We start from the raw sequence: 18,624 nt of genomic DNA on the forward strand, positions 1-18,624 counted from the left end.
TGCACACACTCGACGCTGACGCGCCGGCTACGCCGGCTTGCCTTCTTTAAAGATTTTTTACTGACCAAGCAGCTCGAGCCAGCTTGCCGCGGCAGCCTGTGCGGGCGACCGAGTCGCGAAAAATATGAGCAACTTTCGACATATTTTGTGCCGGAAAGCAAAATTCCCGAATTCGATCGCGTGGTGCTCGAAACGCTGCGCGAGCCGCTCGAAGCCGGCCGCATCACGATCTCGCGCGCCGCCTGGCAAGCGGACTTCCCCGCCGCCTGCCAACTGATCGCCGCAATGAATCCTTGCCCGTGCGGCTGGCGCGGCGACCCGGGCGGGCGCTGCCGCTGTACGCCCGAAGTTGCGGCGCGCTATCTGCGTAAATTGTCGGGACCGCTGCTCGACCGCATCGACATCCAGCTCGAAATTCCAGCACTGACCGCCACCGAACTCGCGGCCCGCGCCGCCACCAGCGGCGAAGCAAGCGCGGCGATCGCACACCGCGTGAGCGCTGCGCGCGAACGGCAACTGGCCCGGCAAGGCAAGACCAACCGCGAGCTGGACGGGCGCGAAGTCGACGATGTGTGCCGCCCGGACGCGGCGGGCGAGGCACTGTTACGCGAAGCCGGCGAGCGCTTTGGCTGGTCGGCGCGCGCGTATTACCGGGTGTTGAAGGTCGCGCGCACCGTCGCGGATCTAGCCGGGGCGGCGATGCCGAGCGCGGCGGAGGTCGCCGAGGCAATCCAATACCGCCGCGCTTTTGGCTCGTTATGAGTAGAAAAATCTACTGTCAAGACTTGACTTATTCACACGCCCACGATCCTGTTAGATTTTGATACAACTCGAAAGCGTGCAGACAGGCATCTCGCGAAGCCATTGATTTCATTGATGTTTTTAAAACGCCCTACGCTCGTTGATTTTGGCGAAAGGCCCGTCTGATGGGCTTTTGCGGCCTTTGAGGGCGACTTCTCAACAGAGTTATCCACAGGTTGTGCGCGTAACTCAAAAAGCTCAACGTAAACCGGTAATTAGCTCGCAAACCTGCGAAGGAACTTTCACTGCATTTGGCGTTCTGAGGCGCGTCCGTTCGGCCAAAAATACCGCGCTCAATATAGCTGGAACGACGAAAAAAACTGGTCCACCTGGTCTTGCGGCAGCGGTTGATCGGCGATGATCGCCGCCTGGTACACGTGCCGGCCGCGCGCGACGAGCCGCGCATACACGGTGCGCGTTTCGTGTTTGGCGCCCGCGGCGCCACTCACCGTCATTTCCTGCCCGGGAATCTTGCCGCCCGCCGCCAGCGGGATCTGCACCGCGTGCGCATCGGGCGTCGCGCCGACGTTGCGCGCCAGTCCCGAGCGCAGGAAATCGAGTGCCGCGCGCTGCGTCGCGTCGCTATCGTCGGGCAGCATCACGGTGCCGACCGCGAAGACCGCATTGCCCGCTTCGGCAGTCTGCATCGCCATCTGCATGGGTGTGCCGTCGATCTGCACCGCGCGCTGGTCGTTGCCCGGCTTGGCCGGGAAGTCGACCGTGTAGCCCTTGTCGTTGTTCATCACGGTGCGCCAGTCGAAGGTCGGCGAGCAGGCGCTGAGCGCGACGCCGAGGGTCAACGCGGCCGTCACCGCGCCGAGCACGGTACGGGCGTGACCGGGTCGCGTGAAAGCGCGGAGGAAATGGCCCGCCGGCTGGACGACGTCCGCAAGACGGGCGGAAATTCGGCTGATCAACGGAACACGGCACGAAACGCGGGCAACTGAGCGGCAGACGCGAAGAACAGTTTGGAGCATGGGGCGGAAGAGATCGGGCTTGCGCTGCATAAAACGCCATTATCCGCTGATCGGCTGCCGGCCCGTCGCGGCAAAGCCGCGCCCTCCGGCCATTTCGGCGCAGCCGCCGCATTGCAGCTACAATAGAAAAGCTCTTCAGCACCGGCCCGAGCGCCATTGCACCGACCCATTGTTCCGCGCCACGCGCGACCACGAGGTTCCGTCCATGAGTTCCAATTCACCGACCGCCGCCCGGCGCACGAACCCGCTTCGCTATCTGATCGCGGTGGCCGTGGCCATTGCGCTCGCCGTCGCCGGTTACTTCGCATTTGCTGGACAGCAGCGCGTGCCCGATGCGACCTTCACACTGCTTTCGGGACAGAAGCTCACGACCGCGGACCTGAAAGGCAAGGTTTATCTGGTCAATTTCTGGGCAACGAGTTGCGACACCTGCATGAAGGAAATGCCGCAGATGGTCGAGACCTATAACCGCTTCAAGGGCCAGGGCCTCGAATTCGTCGCGGTGGCGATGAACTACGACGCGCCGATGTACGTGACCAACTACACGCAAACGCGTCAGCTGCCGTTCAAGGTGGCCATGGACGACGGCTCGGCCGCCAAGCAGTTCGGCAACGTGCAGCTCACGCCGACCACCTTCGTCGTCGATAAAGACGGCAAGATCCTGAAGCGCTACGTCGGCGAGCCGCAGTTCGCGGAACTCGACCAGTTGCTCGCGAAAGCGCTAAAAGCTGGCGCGGCCTAAGCCAGGTCACGCAGATCCGCAACGCGCCGGCGCAATCTCTCGCCGGCGGCGCCCTCCTCACCGCTCCCCCTCTCCTTTGGCCGCAAGGCCATATCGCTTGATCTTCTCGTAGAGCGTCGCCTTGCCGAGCTGCAGCCGGTCCGCCGCGACAGCGACCACGCCGCCCGCCTGTTCCAACGCCTCGGCGATCATCGCGCGCTCGAACTGCTCGACACGCTCCTTTAGCGGATGCGTGGCCCCGTCGTCTTCGTCGAACGACAGCACCGGTTCGTCGGCGATGCCGAGCACGAAGCGGTCGGCGGCATTGCGCAGCTCGCGCACATTGCCCGGCCAGTCGCGCTGCATCAGGCTCGCTCGCTGGCGATCGGTGAGCATCGGCGCCGGCCGCTGATAACGGACCGCCGCATCGAGCAGGAAATGCTCGAACAGCGGCACGATGTCCTCGCGACGCTCGCTCAAAGGCGGCAGCGCGATCGTTACCACGTTGAGCCGGTACAGCAGATCGCGCCGGAACGAGCCGTCCGCGACATGCTCGGCCATATCGCCTTTCGCGGCCGCGATCACACGGCAATCGACGCGAATCGGCTGGTTTGAGCCGAGCCGCTCGAGCACGCCGTCCTGCAGCACACGCAGCAGCTTGACCTGCAGCGCGAGCGGCATGCTCTCGATCTCGTCAAGAAACAACGTGCCGCCCGACGCATGTTCGAGCTTGCCAATCCGCCGCTTGGCCGCGCCGGTGAACGCGCCCGGCTCGTAGCCGAACATCTCCGATTCGAACATCGGCTCGGGCAGCGCGCCGCAGTTCACCGCGATGAACGGCTTGTCGCGCCGCGGCGACAGCTCGTGCAGGCTGCGTGCAATCAGCTCCTTGCCTGCACCGGTATCGCCGTTGATCAGCACGGACGCATCGGTCGGCGCGACGTTGGCGATCAGCCGCCGCACCTGCTCGATCGCCGGACTGCGGCCGATGATGCGCGGCGCGACCGCGTTCTGCCCAGCCAACTCACGGCGCAGCGCCAGGTTTTCGAGCACGAGCTTGCGGCGCTCCATTGCGCGCCGCACCGTTTCGATCAGCCGCTCGGATGCGAACGGCTTTTCGATGAAGTCGTAGGCGCCGTCGCGCATTGCCTGCACGGCCATCGAGATATCGCCATGGCCAGTGACCAGAATCACCGGAACGTCGGGCGCGCGCTCGTGGCACTGCGCGAGCAGATCGAGGCCGCTCGCGCCGGGCAGCCGGATATCGCTGACGATCACACCGGAAAAGTCCGCGCTGATCAGCTTCGCCGCCGCCTCGACCGATGCATGGCCGACCACGTCGAAGCCGGCCAGCTGCAGGCTCTGCACGCTCGCGCGCCGCACCAGTTCGTCGTCTTCGATATACAGCACTTGCAGGCCGTCGTTCATTGCGTGTTCCGGGTGATGCGTCAGTGTGAATTCAGGAGCCCGCCGTCAGCGGATCGTGCGAAGGACTGGTCTGCACGCGCGCGCGACGCAGCGTCAATACGAATGATGCACCGCCTTGCGGCGCGTTGCGCGCGACCAGCGAGCCGCCGCAATCACGCGCGATCGACGACGAAATCGCGAGGCCGAGGCCGAGCCCCTGGCCCATTTCCTTGGTGGTGAAGAACGGTTCGAACAGGTGGGGCAACACGTCGTCGGGAATGCCCGGACCGTTGTCGCCGACCGCGATCGACAGGTTCGCGGCGCTTGCCTCGACCTCGACCGTGATACGCGGCGGGTTCATGCCGGCAGTTGCGTCGAGCGCGTTGCCGAGCAGGTTGATCAGCACCTGTTCGAGCCGCAGATCGTCGCAGTTCGCGACCAGCTCCGGATGATCGTCGGCGAGATTCAGCGGTGCGCGCGCGCCGCCTGCCGCCGCGGCGGGCCCAACGTCGGTGTCGACCTCGGCATCGATCAGCACGAATTCGAGCTCGACGCCCTGCAGACGCTTCTGCAGCAGCGCGACGACGTTGCGCAGCGCCCGCACGATCGACGCGCGCGCGCTGCGCGGCCGCGCGCGGCCGACGAACAGCTTCAGCTGGTTGGTGATCTTGCCCATGCGCTCGGTAAGCGCCGCGATCGCTTCGAGATTCTCGCGCGCCGATGCCTGATCGCCGCGTTCGAGCAGCACGCGCGTGTTGTCGGAGAAACTGCGCAGTGCCGCGAGCGGCTGGTTCAGCTCGTGCGTGATGCCGGCCGCCATCTGGCCGAGCGCGGCGAGCTTGCTCGCCTGGATCAGTTCGTCGTGGGCGGCGCGCAGCTCCTGCTCGGCGCGGGTGCGCTCGGCGACTTCCTTGTGCAACTGCTGGTTCGCCTCGGACAGATCCGCGGTGCGCTCGGCGACGCGCTGGTTCAGCTCCGCATACGCCTTCTGCAGCAGCGCGCGGCTGCGCATCACTTCGCGCACACGCGCGCGCCGCATGCGCCAGTAGAACGCGAGCAGCACCAGCGACACATAGCCGAAGCCGGTGACGATGGTCGCCTTGAGCGCGTCGGCATCGACGGGATCGACCGGCGACATCGTGATCAGATGCCAGTCCGGCTCGCCCATCGCGTGCCGCGACGCGAGGTAGCGCGGCGCCAGGTGCCCGCCGCCGATGCGCAGGATCTGCGCATTGCCTTCGAGCATGCGCTCGACCGTCACCGGCAGCGGCTCGAGCGGCTGCTGCGCGTACTGGCGCGCCTGGTAGATCGAATCGGCGATCCGGCCGGGCAGCGGCCGGATCGTGTGGTACTTCCATGCCGGCACCGACGACAGGAAGATCACGCCATGATCGTCGGTGACCACGAGCGGCTCGGACACGTCGACACCCTGAAACCATTCGAGATCGAGCTTGACGACCGCGACACCGACGATCTTGCCGTCGCGCCGCACCGGTTGCGAGATGTAGTAGCCGGGCGCCTGCGAAATCGTGCCGATGCCGAAGAAGCGGCCGACGCCGCCATTCATCGCATCGACGAAATACGGCCGGAACTGATAGCCCGCGCCGACGAAGCTGCCCGGGCCGCGCCAGTTGCTGGCGGCGACGCAGTAGCCGTCGAGCGAAATGATGTAGGTGACCGTCGCGCGCGCGTGGCGGTTCAGGTCTTCGAGATAGAGGTTCGCGCGCTTGACGTTGGCGGGAGTCGGATCGATCAGCACGTCCTGCACGATTGGATGCTCGGCGAGCAGGTAAGGCAGCGATTCGTAACGCTCGAGCGTGCTCCTGAGCGCACTCGCGGTGCGCTCGGCGCGCACGGCGGCGTTGCGCCGCAGCGTGTCGATACCGCTTTTCCACGCAAGGCTGTAGGTGAGCCAGCATGCCGCCGCGAGCCCGGCTGCGAGCGCGAAGAGAATCAGCAGGCGGCGGGTCACGTTGGCAAAGTCCGATCGATGGGCATCGGACATTGTGGCATAGGGCGGCAAGGGATCGCCGCCAGAGGTAAGCGTCGCAAGCTCCGGGAACACCGGAGCGACGACAGACGCCTCGGAAGGATGCGCGGACGCCGGTTTCATGCTTAGGCGTCCGCGCTGGTCACGACAGGGTTGGCGAGGCGCGGCTCAAACGCCGGCCGGCTCTTTGACCGCCACATCGCCGCGCAGCACCTTGTTCAGCCTGCTGTGATCGAGCTCTTTTTCCCAGGCCGACACGACGACCGTCGCAACGCCGTTGCCGACGATGTTCGTCAGCGCGCGGCACTCGCTCATGAAGCGGTCGATGCCGAGGATCAGCACCATGCCCGACAGCGGAATCGTCGGCACCACGGCCAGCGTCGCCGCGAGCGTGATGAAGCCCGCGCCGGTCACGCCGCTCGCGCCCTTCGAGGTCAGCATCGTCACCGCGAGCAGCGTCAGCTGCTGGCCCCACGAGAGGTCGGTGTTGGTCGCCTGGGCGATGAACAGCACCGCCATCGTCATGTAGATGTTGGTGCCGTCGAGGTTGAACGAGTAGCCGGTCGGCACCACGAGGCCCACCACCGAGCGGGAGCAGCCGAGATTTTCGAGCTTCTGCATCAGTTGCGGCAGCGCGGCTTCGGACGAGCTCGTGCCGAGCACGATCAGCATCTCTTCCTTGATGTACGCGACGAAACGCAGGATGTTGAAGCCCACCATGCGTGCGATCGCGCCGAGCACGACCACCACGAACACGATCGAGGTCAGATAGAACGTGCCGATCAGCTTGAGCATCGGCAGCAGCGAGCCGATGCCGTACTTGCCAATGGTGAAGGCCATCGCGCCGAATGCGCCGATCGGGGCGAGCTTGGTGATGATGCGCACCATGCCGAACAGGATGTGCGAGAGCCCTTCGATGAAGTTCGTGACGGGCTTGCCCTTCTCACCGGCCGTCGCGAGCACGGCGCCGAACAGCAGCGCGATCAGCAGGATCTGCAGGATCTCACCCTGGGCGAACGCCGACGACAGCGTGTCCGGAATCAGGTGCATGAAAAAGTCGACGGTCGACTGGCCGTGCGCCTTCGCGGCATACGACGCGACCGCGCGGCTATCGAGCGAGGCCGGGTCGACGTTGAAGCCGGCGCCGGGTCGCAGCAGGTGCGTGGCGGCGAGGCCGAGCACCAGAGCGAACGTCGAGACGATTTCGAAGTACAACAGCGCCTTGCCGCCGACGCGTCCGACCTTCTTCATATCTTCCATGCCGGCGATGCCCGTCACGACCGTACAGAAGATGATCGGTCCGATCACCATCTTGATCAGCTTGATGAAGCCGTCGCCGAGAGGCTTCATGTCGGTGGCGAGATTCGGGTAGAAATGTCCGAGTACGATGCCGATGATGATCGCCACGATCACCTGGACGTACAGCACTTTATGGATAGGTTTCTTCACGATGGTTCCTGCGAGGGATATGAGCGAATGACTTGCCGCGACGCGCGACACGCAAACGAAACATCGTCACGTGCGCGCACGATAGCGGGCCGCTGCAAAGACGACGAATTCAGAAATACCGGGAAGGGAAATCGGACATCGTTGTCTCCTTGCTTTTTTGTCGGGCCGTGGCGGCCACGCGTTTTAAATTGCAAGCTCGATGCCAGTTTGAATTCAGACTGAGAGCCTTGATTTTTATGGGTTTTTGGGCAAGGCGCGGCGCGTGCCGTCCGGGATTCCGGAAATCCGGACGAGTGCTGTCGGGGAATCCGGAATCGTGGGCGCGCGCGGTTGCGGGAAAACCCGCAGGGGTTTGAAGCTCGCGAGCGCGACTTCAGCTCAACAGATCGATCCGGTCGGTGCAAATCATGTCTACACCCCATTCTTCCAGCACCCGCGCGCGCGCCGGATCGTTCACCGTGTAGGCGAGCACGCGCAGCCCGGCCGCGCGGATCTGCGCGACCAGCGGCTCGCTCAGATAACGGTGACTCGCGTGCAGCGATACGCAGTCGAGCTCACGCACGATGCTCAGCCAGTCCGCCGGCACCTGCTCGAACAGCATGCCGCGCGGCAGCGACGGCGCGGCCGCGCGCGCGGCGGCGAGCGCGTCGAACGAAAACGACGACAGGAGCGGCGGCGTCCGCCCTTGCCAAAGCTCGAGCGCGCCTTGCGCGACCAGCGTGCCGGTGATGACTTCGCGGCCCGGACACGGCTTGATCTCGATGTTCGCGGCGATGCCGTCGCGCGCGCAACGCCCGGCCGCGTCGGCCAGCGTCGGCAGCCGCGTGCCGGCGAACTCGGCGCCGCGCCACGCGCCGGCATCCAGAGCGGCAAGTTGCTGCCACGTGTGCATGGCAGCAGGCCCGTGGCCGTTGGTCGTGCGATCGAGCGTGTCGTCGTGCAGCAGGAACAGTGCGTTGTCGGCGGACAGCTTCGCGTCGAATTCGACCATGCGATAGCCGTAGCGCACGCAGGCGTCGAAACCGGCCAGCGTATTTTCCGGCGCGAGCGTGCCGCCGCAGCGGTGCGCGATCAGCCGCGGATAAGGCCATTGTGCGGAGGTGCCGCGATCGATCCCAGTTGCCACGTGTCGTTTCCTTACTGATAGATGAACGGTTCAAAAAAAAGCCCGCACATCGGCGGGCTTTTTCGTTTTTGCGGGTGTGAAGCGACGCAACAGCGGCGAGGCGCCAGCGCGTCAGACGACGCCGGCTCCATGCGCCTGCACGTCGGCGTGATAGCTCGAACGAACCATCGCACCCACCGCGGCGTGCGTGAAGCCCATCTTGTACGCCTCTTCCTCGTACATCTTGAAGGTGTCCGGATGCACGTAAGCGCGCACCGGCAGATGGTGCTCCGACGGCTGCAGATACTGGCCGATCGTCAGCATGTCGACGTCGTGATCACGCAGATCACGCATCACCTGCAGGATTTCCTCTTCGGTTTCGCCGAGGCCGACCATCAGGCCGGACTTGGTCGCGACGTGCGGATGCAGCGCCTTGAAGTCCTTCAGCAGCTTCAGCGAATGCGCGTAGTCCGAACCCGGACGCGCTTCCTTGTACAGACGCGGCACCGTTTCGAGGTTGTGATTCATCACGTCGGGCGGCGCCGCGTTCAGGATGCCGAGCGCGCGGTCGAGCCGGCCGCGAAAGTCCGGCGTCAGAATCTCGATGCGCGTTTCCGGCGACAGCTCGCGCGTCTGACGAATACATTCGACGAAGTGCGCCGCACCGCCGTCGCGCAGATCGTCACGGTCGACGCTGGTGATCACCACGTACTTCAGCTTCAGCGCGGCGATGGTGCGCGCGAGGTTGGCCGGTTCGTCGGCGTCGAGCGGATCGGGACGGCCGTGGCCCACGTCGCAGAACGGGCAGCGGCGTGTGCACTTGTCGCCCATGATCATGAAGGTCGCGGTGCCCTTGCCGAAACATTCGCCGATGTTCGGGCAGCTCGCCTCTTCACACACGGTGTGAAGATTGTGCTCGCGCAGGATCTGTTTGATCTCGTAGAAGCGCGAGTTGCCGGTGGCCGCCTTCACGCGAATCCAGTCCGGTTTCTTCAGCTTTTCGATCGGGACGACCTTGATCGGGATGCGCGCGGTCTTGGCTTGCGCTTTCTGCTTCGCGGTAGCGTCGTAGGCGGCGGGGGCCGGCACGCCTTCGGGCGCGGGGGTGGCTGCTGCGGAGTTCGCGGTTACGTCAGTCATTCGTTCGATCCAGTCAGGCGGTGAGCGCACCGGCCTGCGGTTGGGCGACGGCCGCGGGATTGCCGTCGAGGTTTGCGGTGAGACTTGCTGCGAGGGTACGGGCCACGTCGTCCCAGCCGGCGGCGGCGCCGAGCGTCGCCATGTCGACTGTCTCGAGCCCCGCGTAGCCGCATGGATTGATCGCGAGAAACGGCTGCAGGTCCATGTTCACGTTCAGACTCACGCCGTGATAGCTGCAACCGTTGCGGATTTTCAGGCCAAGCGCCGCGATCTTGGCGCCCGCATGCGGCCCGGCCTCGGGCCCGGGCGCCACGTAGATGCCAGGGGCGCCCGCCTTGCGTTCTCCGGCGAGATTATACGCCGCCAGGGTGTCGATCACGGCCTGCTCGATCCGCGTGACCAGCTCGCGCACCATCAGCTTGCGCCGGCGTAGGTCGAGCAGCAGATACGCGACCACCTGGCCGGGCCCGTGATAGGTGATCTGCCCGCCTCGGTCGACCTTGACGAGCGGAATGCTGCTGTCGGCCGCAAGCAGGTGTGCCGGATCGCCGGCCTGGCCGAGCGTGAAGACGGGATGATGTTCGACGAGCCAGATTTCGTCGGGTGTGTCGGCGGTGCGCGCTTCGGTGAACGCGCGCATTGCGTCGAAACTGACTTGGTAGGGTTCGCGGCCGAGCCAGCGCAGCGTGGGCGGCTCGATGGCTGCTAGAGGAGACGGAGAAACCGGGGTGGCGCACATGATCCCGGGAGTTTACCGAAATCTCGGAAACCGCGCCCGAGGGGACGGGGAACTCGACACAGCGGGGCCGGCGTGCCGCCAGCCCCATCGCAAGTCACGGCGTTGCCGCCGCATCCACGCTCAAACGGTGCGCCAGCCGCCGCGTATGCGCATCATCCAGCGCTCGCCGATGCGCGCGAACCAGTTCAGCGCGCGCTTGTCGCAGCGGGTCGGCACCGAGAACGTGACCTTCGCGAACGTGGCGCCCTCGGCGCTGAGCCAGAGCCGCTCGCCGCGCCGCAGATGCAGTGTCTGGCCGGGCTGCAGCCAGTAGTCTTTGGTGTCGTCGCTGCGCGTGACCCACACCGCGCCGCCGCGCACGGTCAGCTTCGTGCTGCGCGCGACCTTCAGCGGCAGCGTGTCGCCAGTGCGGATTTCATATGCAATGCTAGAGGAAATTTCTCGCATGAGGCCCTCGCCAAAAATGGTTTCCTGACTAGAATCCTAGGTGCAGCAAGGACTTGGGCAAAACGATCAATTTTCACGTCTATGTGAGAAATATTCCGATGGACCTGCGTCAACTCCCCGCCCTGAACGCGATCAAGGCGTTCGAAGCCGCCGCCCGCCACGAGAGCTTTTCGCGCGCCGCCGACGAGCTCTTCGTCACGCACGGCGCGGTCAGCCACCAGATCCGCGCGCTCGAGGCCGAGCTCGGCGTGTCGCTGTTCGCGCGTGACGGCAAGCGCGTGCGCCTCACCGAAACCGGCCGCCGCTACGCCACCCAGGTGCGCGCCGCGCTGCTGGAACTCGCCGACGCGACCCGCGCGATCCGCGCCGGCGACCGCGAGCGGCGCCTCGTGATATCGATGCTGTCGTCGTTCGCGGCGCGCTGGGTGACGCCGCGCATCGGCAGCTTTATCGAGGCGAATCCGCAGTGGGATCTCGAGTTGCTGACCACCAATGCGCTGACGGACTTCGCGCGCGACGACGTCGACGTCGCGATCCGTTTCGGCTTCGGCAAATATCCCGGACTGCACGCGGAGCTGCTGCTCGACGAGATTTTCTTCCCGGCCTGCTCGCCCAACTTCAACGGCGGCAAGCTGCCTCAAACTCCGGCCGATCTCGCCAAAGTCCCGCTGCTGCGCTCCGACGACGAGCTATGGCGCCCATGGTTCGACGCCGCCGGCCTCACCGACTGGCCGGAGCCGAAGCGTGGCGTGTTGTATCAGGATTCGTCGAATCTGCTGCAGGCGGCCGTCGACGGCCAGGGGGTCGCACTGACGCGCCGCTCGCTCGCGATGCACGAAATCGCAGCGGGCCGGCTCGTGCGGCTCTTCGATGTGGATGGGCCCAGCCCGTGGCAATACTATCTGGTCTGCCTGCCGCAGACGCTGGAGACTGCGCGAGTCAAGGCGTTTCGCGACTGGGTGTTCGACGAGGTGGCGCGCTTCAGGCAGTTGTTCGATCTCGCCTGCGCGGCGGGGCCCGAGGCGAGCGCACGCCTCGCGGCGCAGGGGGCGACGGCGGACGCGTTGCGCGTCACGCCGTGAGGTGAAAAACGCGCGCGGTGTTACAGCACGACCTTGACCATCGGATGGCCGGTCAGCGCGCGATAGATGTCGTCGAGATGCGCGCGGCTCGTCGCGCGCACGTGGACGGTCAGCCCCGTGTAAGTGCCGCTGCTCGAGGGCCGCGTCTCGACGCGCGACGCATCGACCTCGCTATCGAACTCGCGCACCACTTCGACGATCGTCGCGGCAAACTCGGGGTGCGATTTGCCCATGATCTTGATCGGGAAATCGCAGGGGAATTCAAACAGTGAGTCGTTCTCGGGATTCATTCTCTACTCCTTCTTGCGCCGCGGCGGCTTCGGCCGCCTTGGCTCGCTGATACGCCGCATACAGCGCCGCAAACACCGCGCCCGGCTTGCCCGCGCCGACCGGCGCGCCGTCGAGCCGAGTGACCGGCAGCACCTCCTTGGTCGCCGAGCTGACGATGATTTCATCGGCCGCGCGCACTTCGGCCTCGGTGATGTCGCGCGCCTCGAAGCGGATGCCGCATTCGGCCGTCAGCTCCTCGATGAGCCCATAGCGGATCCCTTCGAGAATCTTGTTGCTGCGCGGCGGCGCGGCCAGCACGCCATCCTTCACGACCCACACGTTCGACGACGACCCTTCGGTCAGCAAACCATCGCGGAACTGCAGCGTCTCGAAGGCGTCGTTTTCGGCCGCGTATTGCGCCATCAGCACGTTGCCGAGCAGCGACACCGACTTGATGTCGCAATTGAGCCAGCGACGATCCTCCGCGCTCACGCACGCAACACCGCTCGCGCGCTGCGCGGCGCCGGGCAGATTCAGCGCGGTGACCATCACGAACACGGTCGGCTTCACGCCGGCCGGAAACGCGTGACCGCGCTTCGCGACGCCGCGCGTCACCTGAATGTACGCGATCGCGTCCTGATCGGCACGCAGGCCGCCGTCCGTTTCGTTGGCCTCGACCACGCGTTCGATCAGCTCGCGCCAACCGGCGTCGTCGAGCGGATTGGCGATGCCGATCTTGCCGACCGAGCGCGCCAGACGCGCCAGATGCTGCTTCAGACGAAACGCGGTGCGGCGACCGCTCGCGTGCGCGTACAACGGCGCCACTTCGTAAATGCCGTCGCCGAAAATGAAGCCGCGGTCGAGCACCGGGACGCGCGCTTCGGACAACGGCACCAGCTCGCCGTTCAGATAAACGATCGGGTCCGGCGAAACTTCGGAGACAGCGGTCATTGCGACGTAGCCCTTACTTCTTCTTGTTGAACATCAGCATCAGCGAATCCCACACGCGGCCGACCACGCCGGCTTGCGGCACCGGCTGCAGCGCGACCACCGGGAATTGCGCGAGCACCTTGCCGTCGGCAACGAGCTTGGCCGTGCCGATCTGCTGGCCGTTCGCGATCGGCGCGATCAGCGGATCGTTCAGTTCGATCTGCGGCTTGGCCTTGTCGCCGGCGCCCTTCGGCAGCGTGATGTACTGGTCGCTCTTCACGCCGACCTGCACGCTGTCCTGCGAGCCCTTGTAGACGCGCGGCGTGGCCACGACCTGGTTCGCCTTGTACAGACGCGTCGTGTCGTAGGCGGTGTAGCCGTAGTTCAGCATCTTCAGGCTGTCCTGCACGCGGTCGTGCTCCTTGGTCTCGCCCATCATCACCGAGACGAGACGGCGCGACGCGTCGGTCGTGCCGGGCAGCGGACGCTTCGCGCTCGCGATCAGGCAGTAGCCGGCCGCTTGCGTGTGACCGGTCTTCAGACCGTCGACGCTCGGATCGATCCACAGCAGACGATTGCGGTTCGGCTGCTTGATCTTGTTGTACGTGAATTCCTTGACCGAGAAGATGTTGTAGTAGTCCGGATAGTCGCGGATCAGGCGCGCCGACAGGATCGCGAGATCGCCCGCGGTCGTGTAGTGCTGCGGGTCGGGCATGCCGTTCACGTCGGCGAAATGCGTGTTCTTCATGCCGAGCTTCTGCGCTTCCTTGTTCATCATGTCGACGAACTGCGCCTCGCTGCCGCCCACCAGTTCGGCGAGCGCGATCGCCGCGTCGTTGCCCGACTGCACGATCATGCCGTACACGAGGTCGTGCACGGTCACCGGCTTGAGCGCCTCGATGAACATGCGCGACTCGTCGTTGCGCACGCGCCGCACGGCTTCGCTCGGCTCGATGCTCTGATCCATCGTGATCTTCTTCGTGGCGAGCGCTTCGAACACGAGATACGCGGTCATCAGCTTGGTCAGCGATGCCGGTTCGACGCGTTCGTCGGCATTGGCGGACGCGAGCACCTGGTTGCTGGTCGCATCGACGAGCACCCACGAGCGCGCGTTGACGCCCGGCGGCGGCACCTGCGCGAACGCGGTGCTTGCAACCAGCGTGGCCGGCAGCACGAGACCGGCGGCGATGGCGCGATTGAGCGAAGTGGGAACGAAAGAAGCGAGAGACGGGAAGGACGTGCGGCCAGAGGAGGAGAAACGCATAGGGTCGATTGGTGCGGAAAAATACGTTGCGCGACAGCGCGGAGTTGGGGGAGCCGGTCGGCGGGGCATCTGGCCGTAAAACGGCGGGCGCCCGTTGGACTGATGGCGACGCAATCGGTTCGCGAGCACAGCGCTGAGCACCCGGCCGCGCCCTCCCGCGAAATGACTCCGCGGCGCGCGATTCTGCCGGCTGGGCGGCGCTGTGCCCAAAAAAAGAGCGCTCATTATACGCGCGCTGCCTGGTCAACTTCGCGCATGTGTCGTCGATTTGCACACGTTTGCGCGTACCTGTCCCCCGCAAAACGCGCGTCGCGCGTTTTCAGCGCCAGGCGTCGACGATGATGCGCTTCAGGATGTGAAGCTTACGATGCAGAAAGTGCTCGGCGCCCGGAATCACGACGACCGGCAGTTCCTGCGGCCGCGCCCAGTCGAACACGGATTGGATCGGAACGGTCTCGTCGACTTCGCCGTGAATCACGAGCGTGCCTTCGGGCACCGGCGCGACGTCCCAGCGGCTCGCCGCAGTACCGACGAACACGATGCGCTCGATTTCCTTGCCTTCGTCGCGCAGCTTCGCCGCGACGTGCGACAGCACCACGGTGCCGAACGAAAAGCCCGCGAGCACGAGCGGCAGATCGCCATAGTCCGGATCGGCGCGCATGTGCTCTAGCACCGCGCGCAGATCGTCACGCTCACCGACGCCCGCGTCGTGCTCGCCCTGGGTCTGGCCGACGCCGCGAAAATTCGACCGGTAGGTGACGTAGTTCAGTTGCACGAGCGTGCGCGCGAGCGTCTGCGCGACCTTGTTGTCCAGCGTGCCGCCAAACAGCGGATGCGGATGCGCGACGAGCGCAATGCCGCGCGGCGCGGCGCTTTTATCGCGCACGTCGTCGGGCAGGTCCAGCGCGACCTCGATCTTGCCGACCGGGCCGTCGATCAGATACTTCTTCGTGTTGACGTTCATCGGGATGCCTGTGGACCGTTTCGTGGTTTGCGTTATTGATCGATCTTCAGACGCTCGACGATCTTGCCGTTCACGAGATGCGATTCGACGATCTCGTCGATGTCGCTCTCGTCGACGTAGGTGTACCAGACCGCCTCGGGATACACGACGAGCGCCGGGCCCAGTTCGCAGCGATCGAGGCAGCCGGCCTTGTTGATGCGCACCTGGCCGGGACCGGCGAGACCGAGTTGCTTCACGCGCTTTTTCGCGTACTCCTGCATCGCCTGCGCGTTGCAGTTCGCGCAGCTCGGACGCTCGGCGCCGGGGTCGCGTTGATTCAGACAGAAGAAAACGTGGTGCTTGTAGAAGGAATCCATGATGTTCTGGAGGCGAGCCTGAAAGGAAGTGCAGTGGCGCCGTCGGCATCCGGTATGCCGCAGCGCCCGTCGTGCGGACGATTATAGCGACCGCGCTGTGCAGGCGCCGGAGCCTCGCGGCCGGCCCGCAAGCACGTCAGGCCGGCTTCGCGCGCCGCTTCAGCCATGCCCGCTCGACCGCGAACGCGAGCCACACCAGCGCCGCATAGGGCCACATCCACGCGAGCCAGCGCGCGAGCCCGTTGAAATGCAGGTAGCGCCCCTGCCGCCAGTCGGCGAGCACGGCGTCGAAATACGGATTCACCGGCAGCAGATTGACGAACACGAGTGCGATGACGAGTGCGACGCCCGCGAGCGTCGCGCGCACGCGCCGCCGCAGCGGCAGTGCGACGAGCGCCGCGACGGTGCCGCACCCGAGTCCGAGCAACGCGCCGGGCGTCGCCCAGTCGAACGCGAGGCCCGATTGCGATTGCAGGAACGTCGCGCCGGCCTTCACGCACAAGGTCGTGACGATGAACACGAGCAGCAGGCGCACGCGCGGCGCATGACGGCGCATCGGCAGCGACGCAAGCGCGAGCGCCGCGAACAGGTTCAGCGTCGTGATCAGCGCTTCCCACGTGTCGTCGTCCAGCCACGCGGCGGCCGCCGCCGGCCATGCGCCGACGTGCCATGCAGACGGCGTCCACGCGAGCAGCGCGTCCTGGGTGGCCGGATCGACGCTCAGCCACAGCGCGCGCGGCCAGTTGCCGAGACCGAACAGACGTGGCGCCGGAAACATCGTCGCGAACGGCCACGCGGCGACGACGCACGCGAGCGTCGCATGGCCGCGCTCGAACCACAGCAGGCGCAGACGCCTGAGCAGGCCGCGATCGAGCAGCGCGCCGGTCAACGGCGACATCATCGACGCACCGACGAGCGCGCCGAGCGTGTTGGCGGCAAGGTCGAGATTGGAGGCGACGCGGGTCGGCAGATAGGTCTGCACGGCTTCCATCGTGCCCGACAGCAGTCCGCCCAACACGAACGCCAGCGCGACGGCCAGCGTGCCGCGCCAGCGCGGATACACCGCAAGCACCACCAGCGCGCCGAACGGCATATAGCCGAGCACGTTGGTGACGACGTCGAATGCCGTCAGGTACTGCGGCATTGGATCGAACAGATAGGCGAACGGCGCGATGCCGAGCGAGCGCCACCCCGAGAACGGATACCACGATCCGTACACGATCAGCGCCGCGTACAGCAGCAGCGCCCGACGGGCCAGCGTCGACGGGCGGCGCAGCCAGGGGCGTTCGCTCATGCGGCGCTCCTTTGCGTGCGCTGCCCGCCCGTCATTGCGCGGCGACCAGCGCCTGCGAGCCGAGCCACGTGGCGATCTGCGCGACGAGGTCGTCGCTGGCCGCGGCGAGCGCCCGTGCGCCGCCGGCCGCATCCGCCGAATGCGCGGGCGCGCGCGCGACGAAGGTGTGCTGGCCGACCACCTTGCCGCCCTGCATCAGCGTGGCGCGCGCGGTGATCGCGCCGTGGCTGTCGGTCGGGCTGGCGAACACCTGCTCGAACTCGGTCAGATCGACGCGCAGCACCGGCGCGCTCACGCCGTCCGCGCCCGTCAACACGGTGCCCCGCTCGCTCAGCACGTTGCGCAGGCGCTGCGTCAGCAGTTGCGACGGCATCATCGTCCAGTGGCTGTTGGCGTAGGCGGCCGTCTGCTGCGCATCGGCGTAGCTCAGCCGGTACGTCAGCCGGTCCGATTCGAGCACGGACGGCGCGCTGACCTCCAGCACCTTGACGGCCGGCAGCCGGCTCGCGGCGGCGCTCTGCGGCGGCGGTCCGAAATCGTAGCGGACGTCCGACACGACCGCGGACGTGCCCGCGCAGCCCGCCGCCAGCACGCCGAACGCGAGCAGCGCCGCGAGCGCGGCGCGCGAGGACAACAGTCGGTGAATCGAGCGTGACATGGGCATCTTCCTTTGTTCTAGCCTGCGAATTTAATGGGCTGCGGGGGCTGCGGGCGCGGCGGCGGCGGGCCACGCGAAGCCGGCCTCGCCCGGACCCGGCGCCGCACGCGGCGCGCCGAACAGCACGCTGCGCGGATTGGTATTGAAGGTGTCGGCGGCGCGATCGATCGATTGCGCGGCCGAGCGCACGTCCTCGGTCAGCGAATTGACGCGCGGCAGCGTCTCGAAGCCGACCCGCGCGGACAGGTCCTGAATCGTCGTGTTCATCTGCGCGAGCGCATCGCCGGCCTGCTGCGCGGCCGTGCCGACCTTGTTCAGATTGCGCTCGAGGGGCCCGTCCGGACGGTTCAGGCCGGTGATCATCTGGTTGGTCGACGCGAGCGTGTGGTTCAGCTGGTCGATCGTGCCGGGCAGCTTGCTGGCGACCGGCGCCATTTCCCGAGTCAGCGTCGCGACGCCCGAAGCCGCCTGCGCGATGCTCGCCGCCGTCTCATGCAGCTGCTCGACCATTTCGGGCGACAGCATGTCGTTCACGTTGTCGGTGACTTTTTCGAGCTTGCGCAGCAGCACGTCGCCGCGTTGCTGCAACTGATCGAGCAGACCGGGGCGCATCGGCAATTGCGCGACCTGGTGCGCCGACGAGTGCAGCGGCGTCAGGTCGCGCCCGGTATCGTCGAGCTGGATGAACGCGATGCCGGTCACGCCCTGCAAGCCGAGGCTGCCGAACGTCGAATGCGTGATCGGCGCGTGCTCGTCGACCATGATGCGGATCAGAATCTGGCCCGGATGGGTCGGATCGAACTTGATCGACTGTACGCGGCCGACGTCGAGCCCGCGAAAGCGCACCGCCGCGTCCGCAAAGAGGCCGGTCACATTGGTGCGCGCGATCAGGTCGTACGGCACCCGCACGGTGCGGTCGACATTGAACAGATACGCGGCCAGCGCGATCGCCGCCGTCAGCACGACCGTGAAGAGTCCGGCCCAGAACGCATGTGCTTTGTTTTCCATTGTCAGTTTTCCTGGTTCATAG

18 protein-coding genes and 1 pseudogene are annotated in these 18,624 nt (G+C 66.0%); 3 read left to right on the forward strand and 16 right to left on the reverse strand.

What is annotated here, in order from left to right; genetic code table 11:
- Window positions 1–162: 162 nt before the first annotated feature.
- Window positions 163–762, forward strand: a pseudogene (locus VSR82_RS13990) (ATP-binding protein); the annotation flags it as partial.
- A 332-nt stretch (window positions 763–1,094) separates the two neighbouring features.
- Here VSR82_RS13990 and VSR82_RS13995 read toward each other — a convergent pair.
- Window positions 1,095–1,778, reverse strand: coding sequence for a hypothetical protein (locus tag VSR82_RS13995; RefSeq protein ID WP_368587205.1), 684 nt, complete (start codon window positions 1,776–1,778; stop codon window positions 1,095–1,097).
- 205 nt (window positions 1,779–1,983) lie between these two features.
- On the opposite strand from VSR82_RS13995, the gene VSR82_RS14000 reads away from it, so the two are divergent.
- Entirely contained in the window at window positions 1,984–2,520 is a 537-nt protein-coding gene (locus tag VSR82_RS14000) for a TlpA disulfide reductase family protein (RefSeq protein WP_410848215.1), read from the forward strand.
- Window positions 2,521–2,577: 57 nt separating this feature from the next.
- On the opposite strand, the gene VSR82_RS14005 is transcribed toward VSR82_RS14000, so the two are convergent.
- From VSR82_RS14005 to VSR82_RS14035, 7 genes are all read right to left on the reverse strand, one after another.
- Entirely contained in the window at window positions 2,578–3,927 is a 1,350-nt protein-coding gene (locus tag VSR82_RS14005; RefSeq protein WP_429461066.1) for a sigma-54-dependent transcriptional regulator, read from the reverse strand.
- Between the two features lie 31 nt (window positions 3,928–3,958).
- Window positions 3,959–6,019, reverse strand: a complete 2,061-nt coding sequence (locus VSR82_RS14010) for a sensor histidine kinase (RefSeq protein ID WP_429461068.1) — start codon at window positions 6,017–6,019, stop codon at window positions 3,959–3,961.
- Window positions 6,020–6,064: 45 nt separating this feature from the next.
- Window positions 6,065–7,345, reverse strand: coding sequence for a dicarboxylate/amino acid:cation symporter (locus VSR82_RS14015; protein WP_368583351.1), 1,281 nt, complete (start codon window positions 7,343–7,345; stop codon window positions 6,065–6,067).
- 373 nt (window positions 7,346–7,718) lie between these two features.
- Window positions 7,719–8,471, reverse strand: coding sequence for a glycerophosphodiester phosphodiesterase (ugpQ, locus tag VSR82_RS14020; RefSeq protein ID WP_368583350.1), 753 nt, complete (start codon window positions 8,469–8,471; stop codon window positions 7,719–7,721).
- 111 nt (window positions 8,472–8,582) lie between these two features.
- Entirely contained in the window at window positions 8,583–9,590 is a 1,008-nt protein-coding gene (gene lipA / locus VSR82_RS14025) for a lipoyl synthase (protein ID WP_410848218.1), read from the reverse strand.
- A gap of 13 nt (window positions 9,591–9,603) precedes the next feature.
- Window positions 9,604–10,329: a lipoyl(octanoyl) transferase LipB gene (gene lipB, locus VSR82_RS14030; RefSeq protein ID WP_429461073.1), complete on the reverse strand. Its 726-nt coding sequence runs from the start codon at window positions 10,327–10,329 to the stop codon at window positions 9,604–9,606.
- Window positions 10,330–10,449: 120 nt separating this feature from the next.
- Window positions 10,450–10,776, reverse strand: a complete 327-nt coding sequence (locus VSR82_RS14035; RefSeq protein ID WP_429461075.1) for a DUF2917 domain-containing protein — start codon at window positions 10,774–10,776, stop codon at window positions 10,450–10,452.
- Between the two features lie 98 nt (window positions 10,777–10,874).
- On the opposite strand from VSR82_RS14035, the gene VSR82_RS14040 reads away from it, so the two are divergent.
- Window positions 10,875–11,858: a transcriptional regulator GcvA gene (locus VSR82_RS14040; RefSeq protein WP_429461077.1), complete on the forward strand. Its 984-nt coding sequence runs from the start codon at window positions 10,875–10,877 to the stop codon at window positions 11,856–11,858.
- A 20-nt stretch (window positions 11,859–11,878) separates the two neighbouring features.
- Here the strand turns inward: VSR82_RS14040 and VSR82_RS14045 are convergent, their stop codons facing one another.
- The 8 genes from VSR82_RS14045 to VSR82_RS14080 all read right to left on the reverse strand — a co-directional run bounded on the left by VSR82_RS14045 (window position 11,879) and on the right by VSR82_RS14080 (window position 18,602).
- The gene (locus VSR82_RS14045) at window positions 11,879–12,148 is read right to left on the reverse strand and encodes a DUF493 family protein (protein WP_013088246.1); all 270 of its coding nucleotides are present in this window, start codon (window positions 12,146–12,148) and stop codon (window positions 11,879–11,881) included.
- Complete coding sequence (locus tag VSR82_RS14050) at window positions 12,120–13,079, reverse strand: D-amino acid aminotransferase (protein ID WP_429461079.1); 960 nt, start codon at window positions 13,077–13,079, stop codon at window positions 12,120–12,122. Before VSR82_RS14050 ends, VSR82_RS14045 begins: the two co-directional genes overlap by 29 nt.
- 13 nt (window positions 13,080–13,092) lie before the next feature.
- Window positions 13,093–14,322 (reverse strand): D-alanyl-D-alanine carboxypeptidase family protein, encoded by a 1,230-nt coding sequence (locus VSR82_RS14055; RefSeq protein ID WP_368583345.1) that lies wholly within the window; start codon window positions 14,320–14,322, stop codon window positions 13,093–13,095.
- Between the two features lie 319 nt (window positions 14,323–14,641).
- Window positions 14,642–15,286, reverse strand: coding sequence for an alpha/beta hydrolase (locus tag VSR82_RS14060; RefSeq protein ID WP_429461083.1), 645 nt, complete (start codon window positions 15,284–15,286; stop codon window positions 14,642–14,644).
- 32 nt (window positions 15,287–15,318) lie between these two features.
- On the reverse strand, window positions 15,319–15,642 hold the full coding sequence (locus VSR82_RS14065; protein ID WP_013088242.1) for a (2Fe-2S) ferredoxin domain-containing protein: 324 nt from the start codon (window positions 15,640–15,642) through the stop codon (window positions 15,319–15,321).
- Between the two features lie 136 nt (window positions 15,643–15,778).
- Window positions 15,779–16,936 carry a VanZ family protein gene (locus VSR82_RS14070; protein ID WP_429461085.1) on the reverse strand — a complete coding sequence of 386 codons (1,158 nt, stop codon included), beginning with the start codon at window positions 16,934–16,936 and terminating at the stop codon, window positions 15,779–15,781.
- Window positions 16,937–16,967: 31 nt separating this feature from the next.
- A complete protein-coding gene (locus VSR82_RS14075; protein ID WP_368583342.1) occupies window positions 16,968–17,594 on the reverse strand; it encodes an ABC-type transport auxiliary lipoprotein family protein in 627 nt (208 codons plus the stop codon).
- Window positions 17,595–17,624: 30 nt separating this feature from the next.
- Window positions 17,625–18,602 (reverse strand): MlaD family protein, encoded by a 978-nt coding sequence (locus VSR82_RS14080; protein WP_368583341.1) that lies wholly within the window; start codon window positions 18,600–18,602, stop codon window positions 17,625–17,627.
- Window positions 18,603–18,624 lie beyond the last annotated feature (22 nt).

Origin of the sequence: Burkholderia sp. JPY481 (assembly GCF_038900515.1) — a bacterium.
GTDB lineage: Bacteria > Pseudomonadota > Gammaproteobacteria > Burkholderiales > Burkholderiaceae > Paraburkholderia > Paraburkholderia youngii.

What these genes read in the sequence shown, in the direction of transcription:
- VSR82_RS14050 (WP_429461079.1), bottom strand. Translation starts at nt 13,079, where the DNA reads ATGACCGCTGTCTCCGAAGTTTCGCCGGACCCGATCGTTTATCTGAAC.
- VSR82_RS14005 (WP_429461066.1), bottom strand. Translation starts at nt 3,927, where the DNA reads ATGAACGACGGCCTGCAAGTGCTGTATATCGAAGACGACGAACTGGTG.
- VSR82_RS14080 (WP_368583341.1), bottom strand. Translation starts at nt 18,602, where the DNA reads ATGGAAAACAAAGCACATGCGTTCTGGGCCGGACTCTTCACGGTCGTG.
- VSR82_RS14040 (WP_429461077.1), top strand. Translation starts at nt 10,875, where the DNA reads ATGGACCTGCGTCAACTCCCCGCCCTGAACGCGATCAAGGCGTTCGAA.
- VSR82_RS14010 (WP_429461068.1), bottom strand. Translation starts at nt 6,019, where the DNA reads ATGAAACCGGCGTCCGCGCATCCTTCCGAGGCGTCTGTCGTCGCTCCG.
- VSR82_RS14055 (WP_368583345.1), bottom strand. Translation starts at nt 14,322, where the DNA reads ATGCGTTTCTCCTCCTCTGGCCGCACGTCCTTCCCGTCTCTCGCTTCT.
- VSR82_RS13995 (WP_368587205.1), bottom strand. Translation starts at nt 1,778, where the DNA reads ATGCTCCAAACTGTTCTTCGCGTCTGCCGCTCAGTTGCCCGCGTTTCG.
- VSR82_RS14000 (WP_410848215.1), top strand. Translation starts at nt 1,984, where the DNA reads ATGAGTTCCAATTCACCGACCGCCGCCCGGCGCACGAACCCGCTTCGC.
- VSR82_RS14035 (WP_429461075.1), bottom strand. Translation starts at nt 10,776, where the DNA reads ATGCGAGAAATTTCCTCTAGCATTGCATATGAAATCCGCACTGGCGAC.
- VSR82_RS14075 (WP_368583342.1), bottom strand. Translation starts at nt 17,594, where the DNA reads ATGTCACGCTCGATTCACCGACTGTTGTCCTCGCGCGCCGCGCTCGCG.
- VSR82_RS14065 (WP_013088242.1), bottom strand. Translation starts at nt 15,642, where the DNA reads ATGGATTCCTTCTACAAGCACCACGTTTTCTTCTGTCTGAATCAACGC.
- VSR82_RS14070 (WP_429461085.1), bottom strand. Translation starts at nt 16,936, where the DNA reads ATGAGCGAACGCCCCTGGCTGCGCCGCCCGTCGACGCTGGCCCGTCGG.
- lipB (WP_429461073.1), bottom strand. Translation starts at nt 10,329, where the DNA reads ATGTGCGCCACCCCGGTTTCTCCGTCTCCTCTAGCAGCCATCGAGCCG.
- VSR82_RS14060 (WP_429461083.1), bottom strand. Translation starts at nt 15,286, where the DNA reads ATGAACGTCAACACGAAGAAGTATCTGATCGACGGCCCGGTCGGCAAG.
- lipA (WP_410848218.1), bottom strand. Translation starts at nt 9,590, where the DNA reads ATGACTGACGTAACCGCGAACTCCGCAGCAGCCACCCCCGCGCCCGAA.
- VSR82_RS14045 (WP_013088246.1), bottom strand. Translation starts at nt 12,148, where the DNA reads ATGAATCCCGAGAACGACTCACTGTTTGAATTCCCCTGCGATTTCCCG.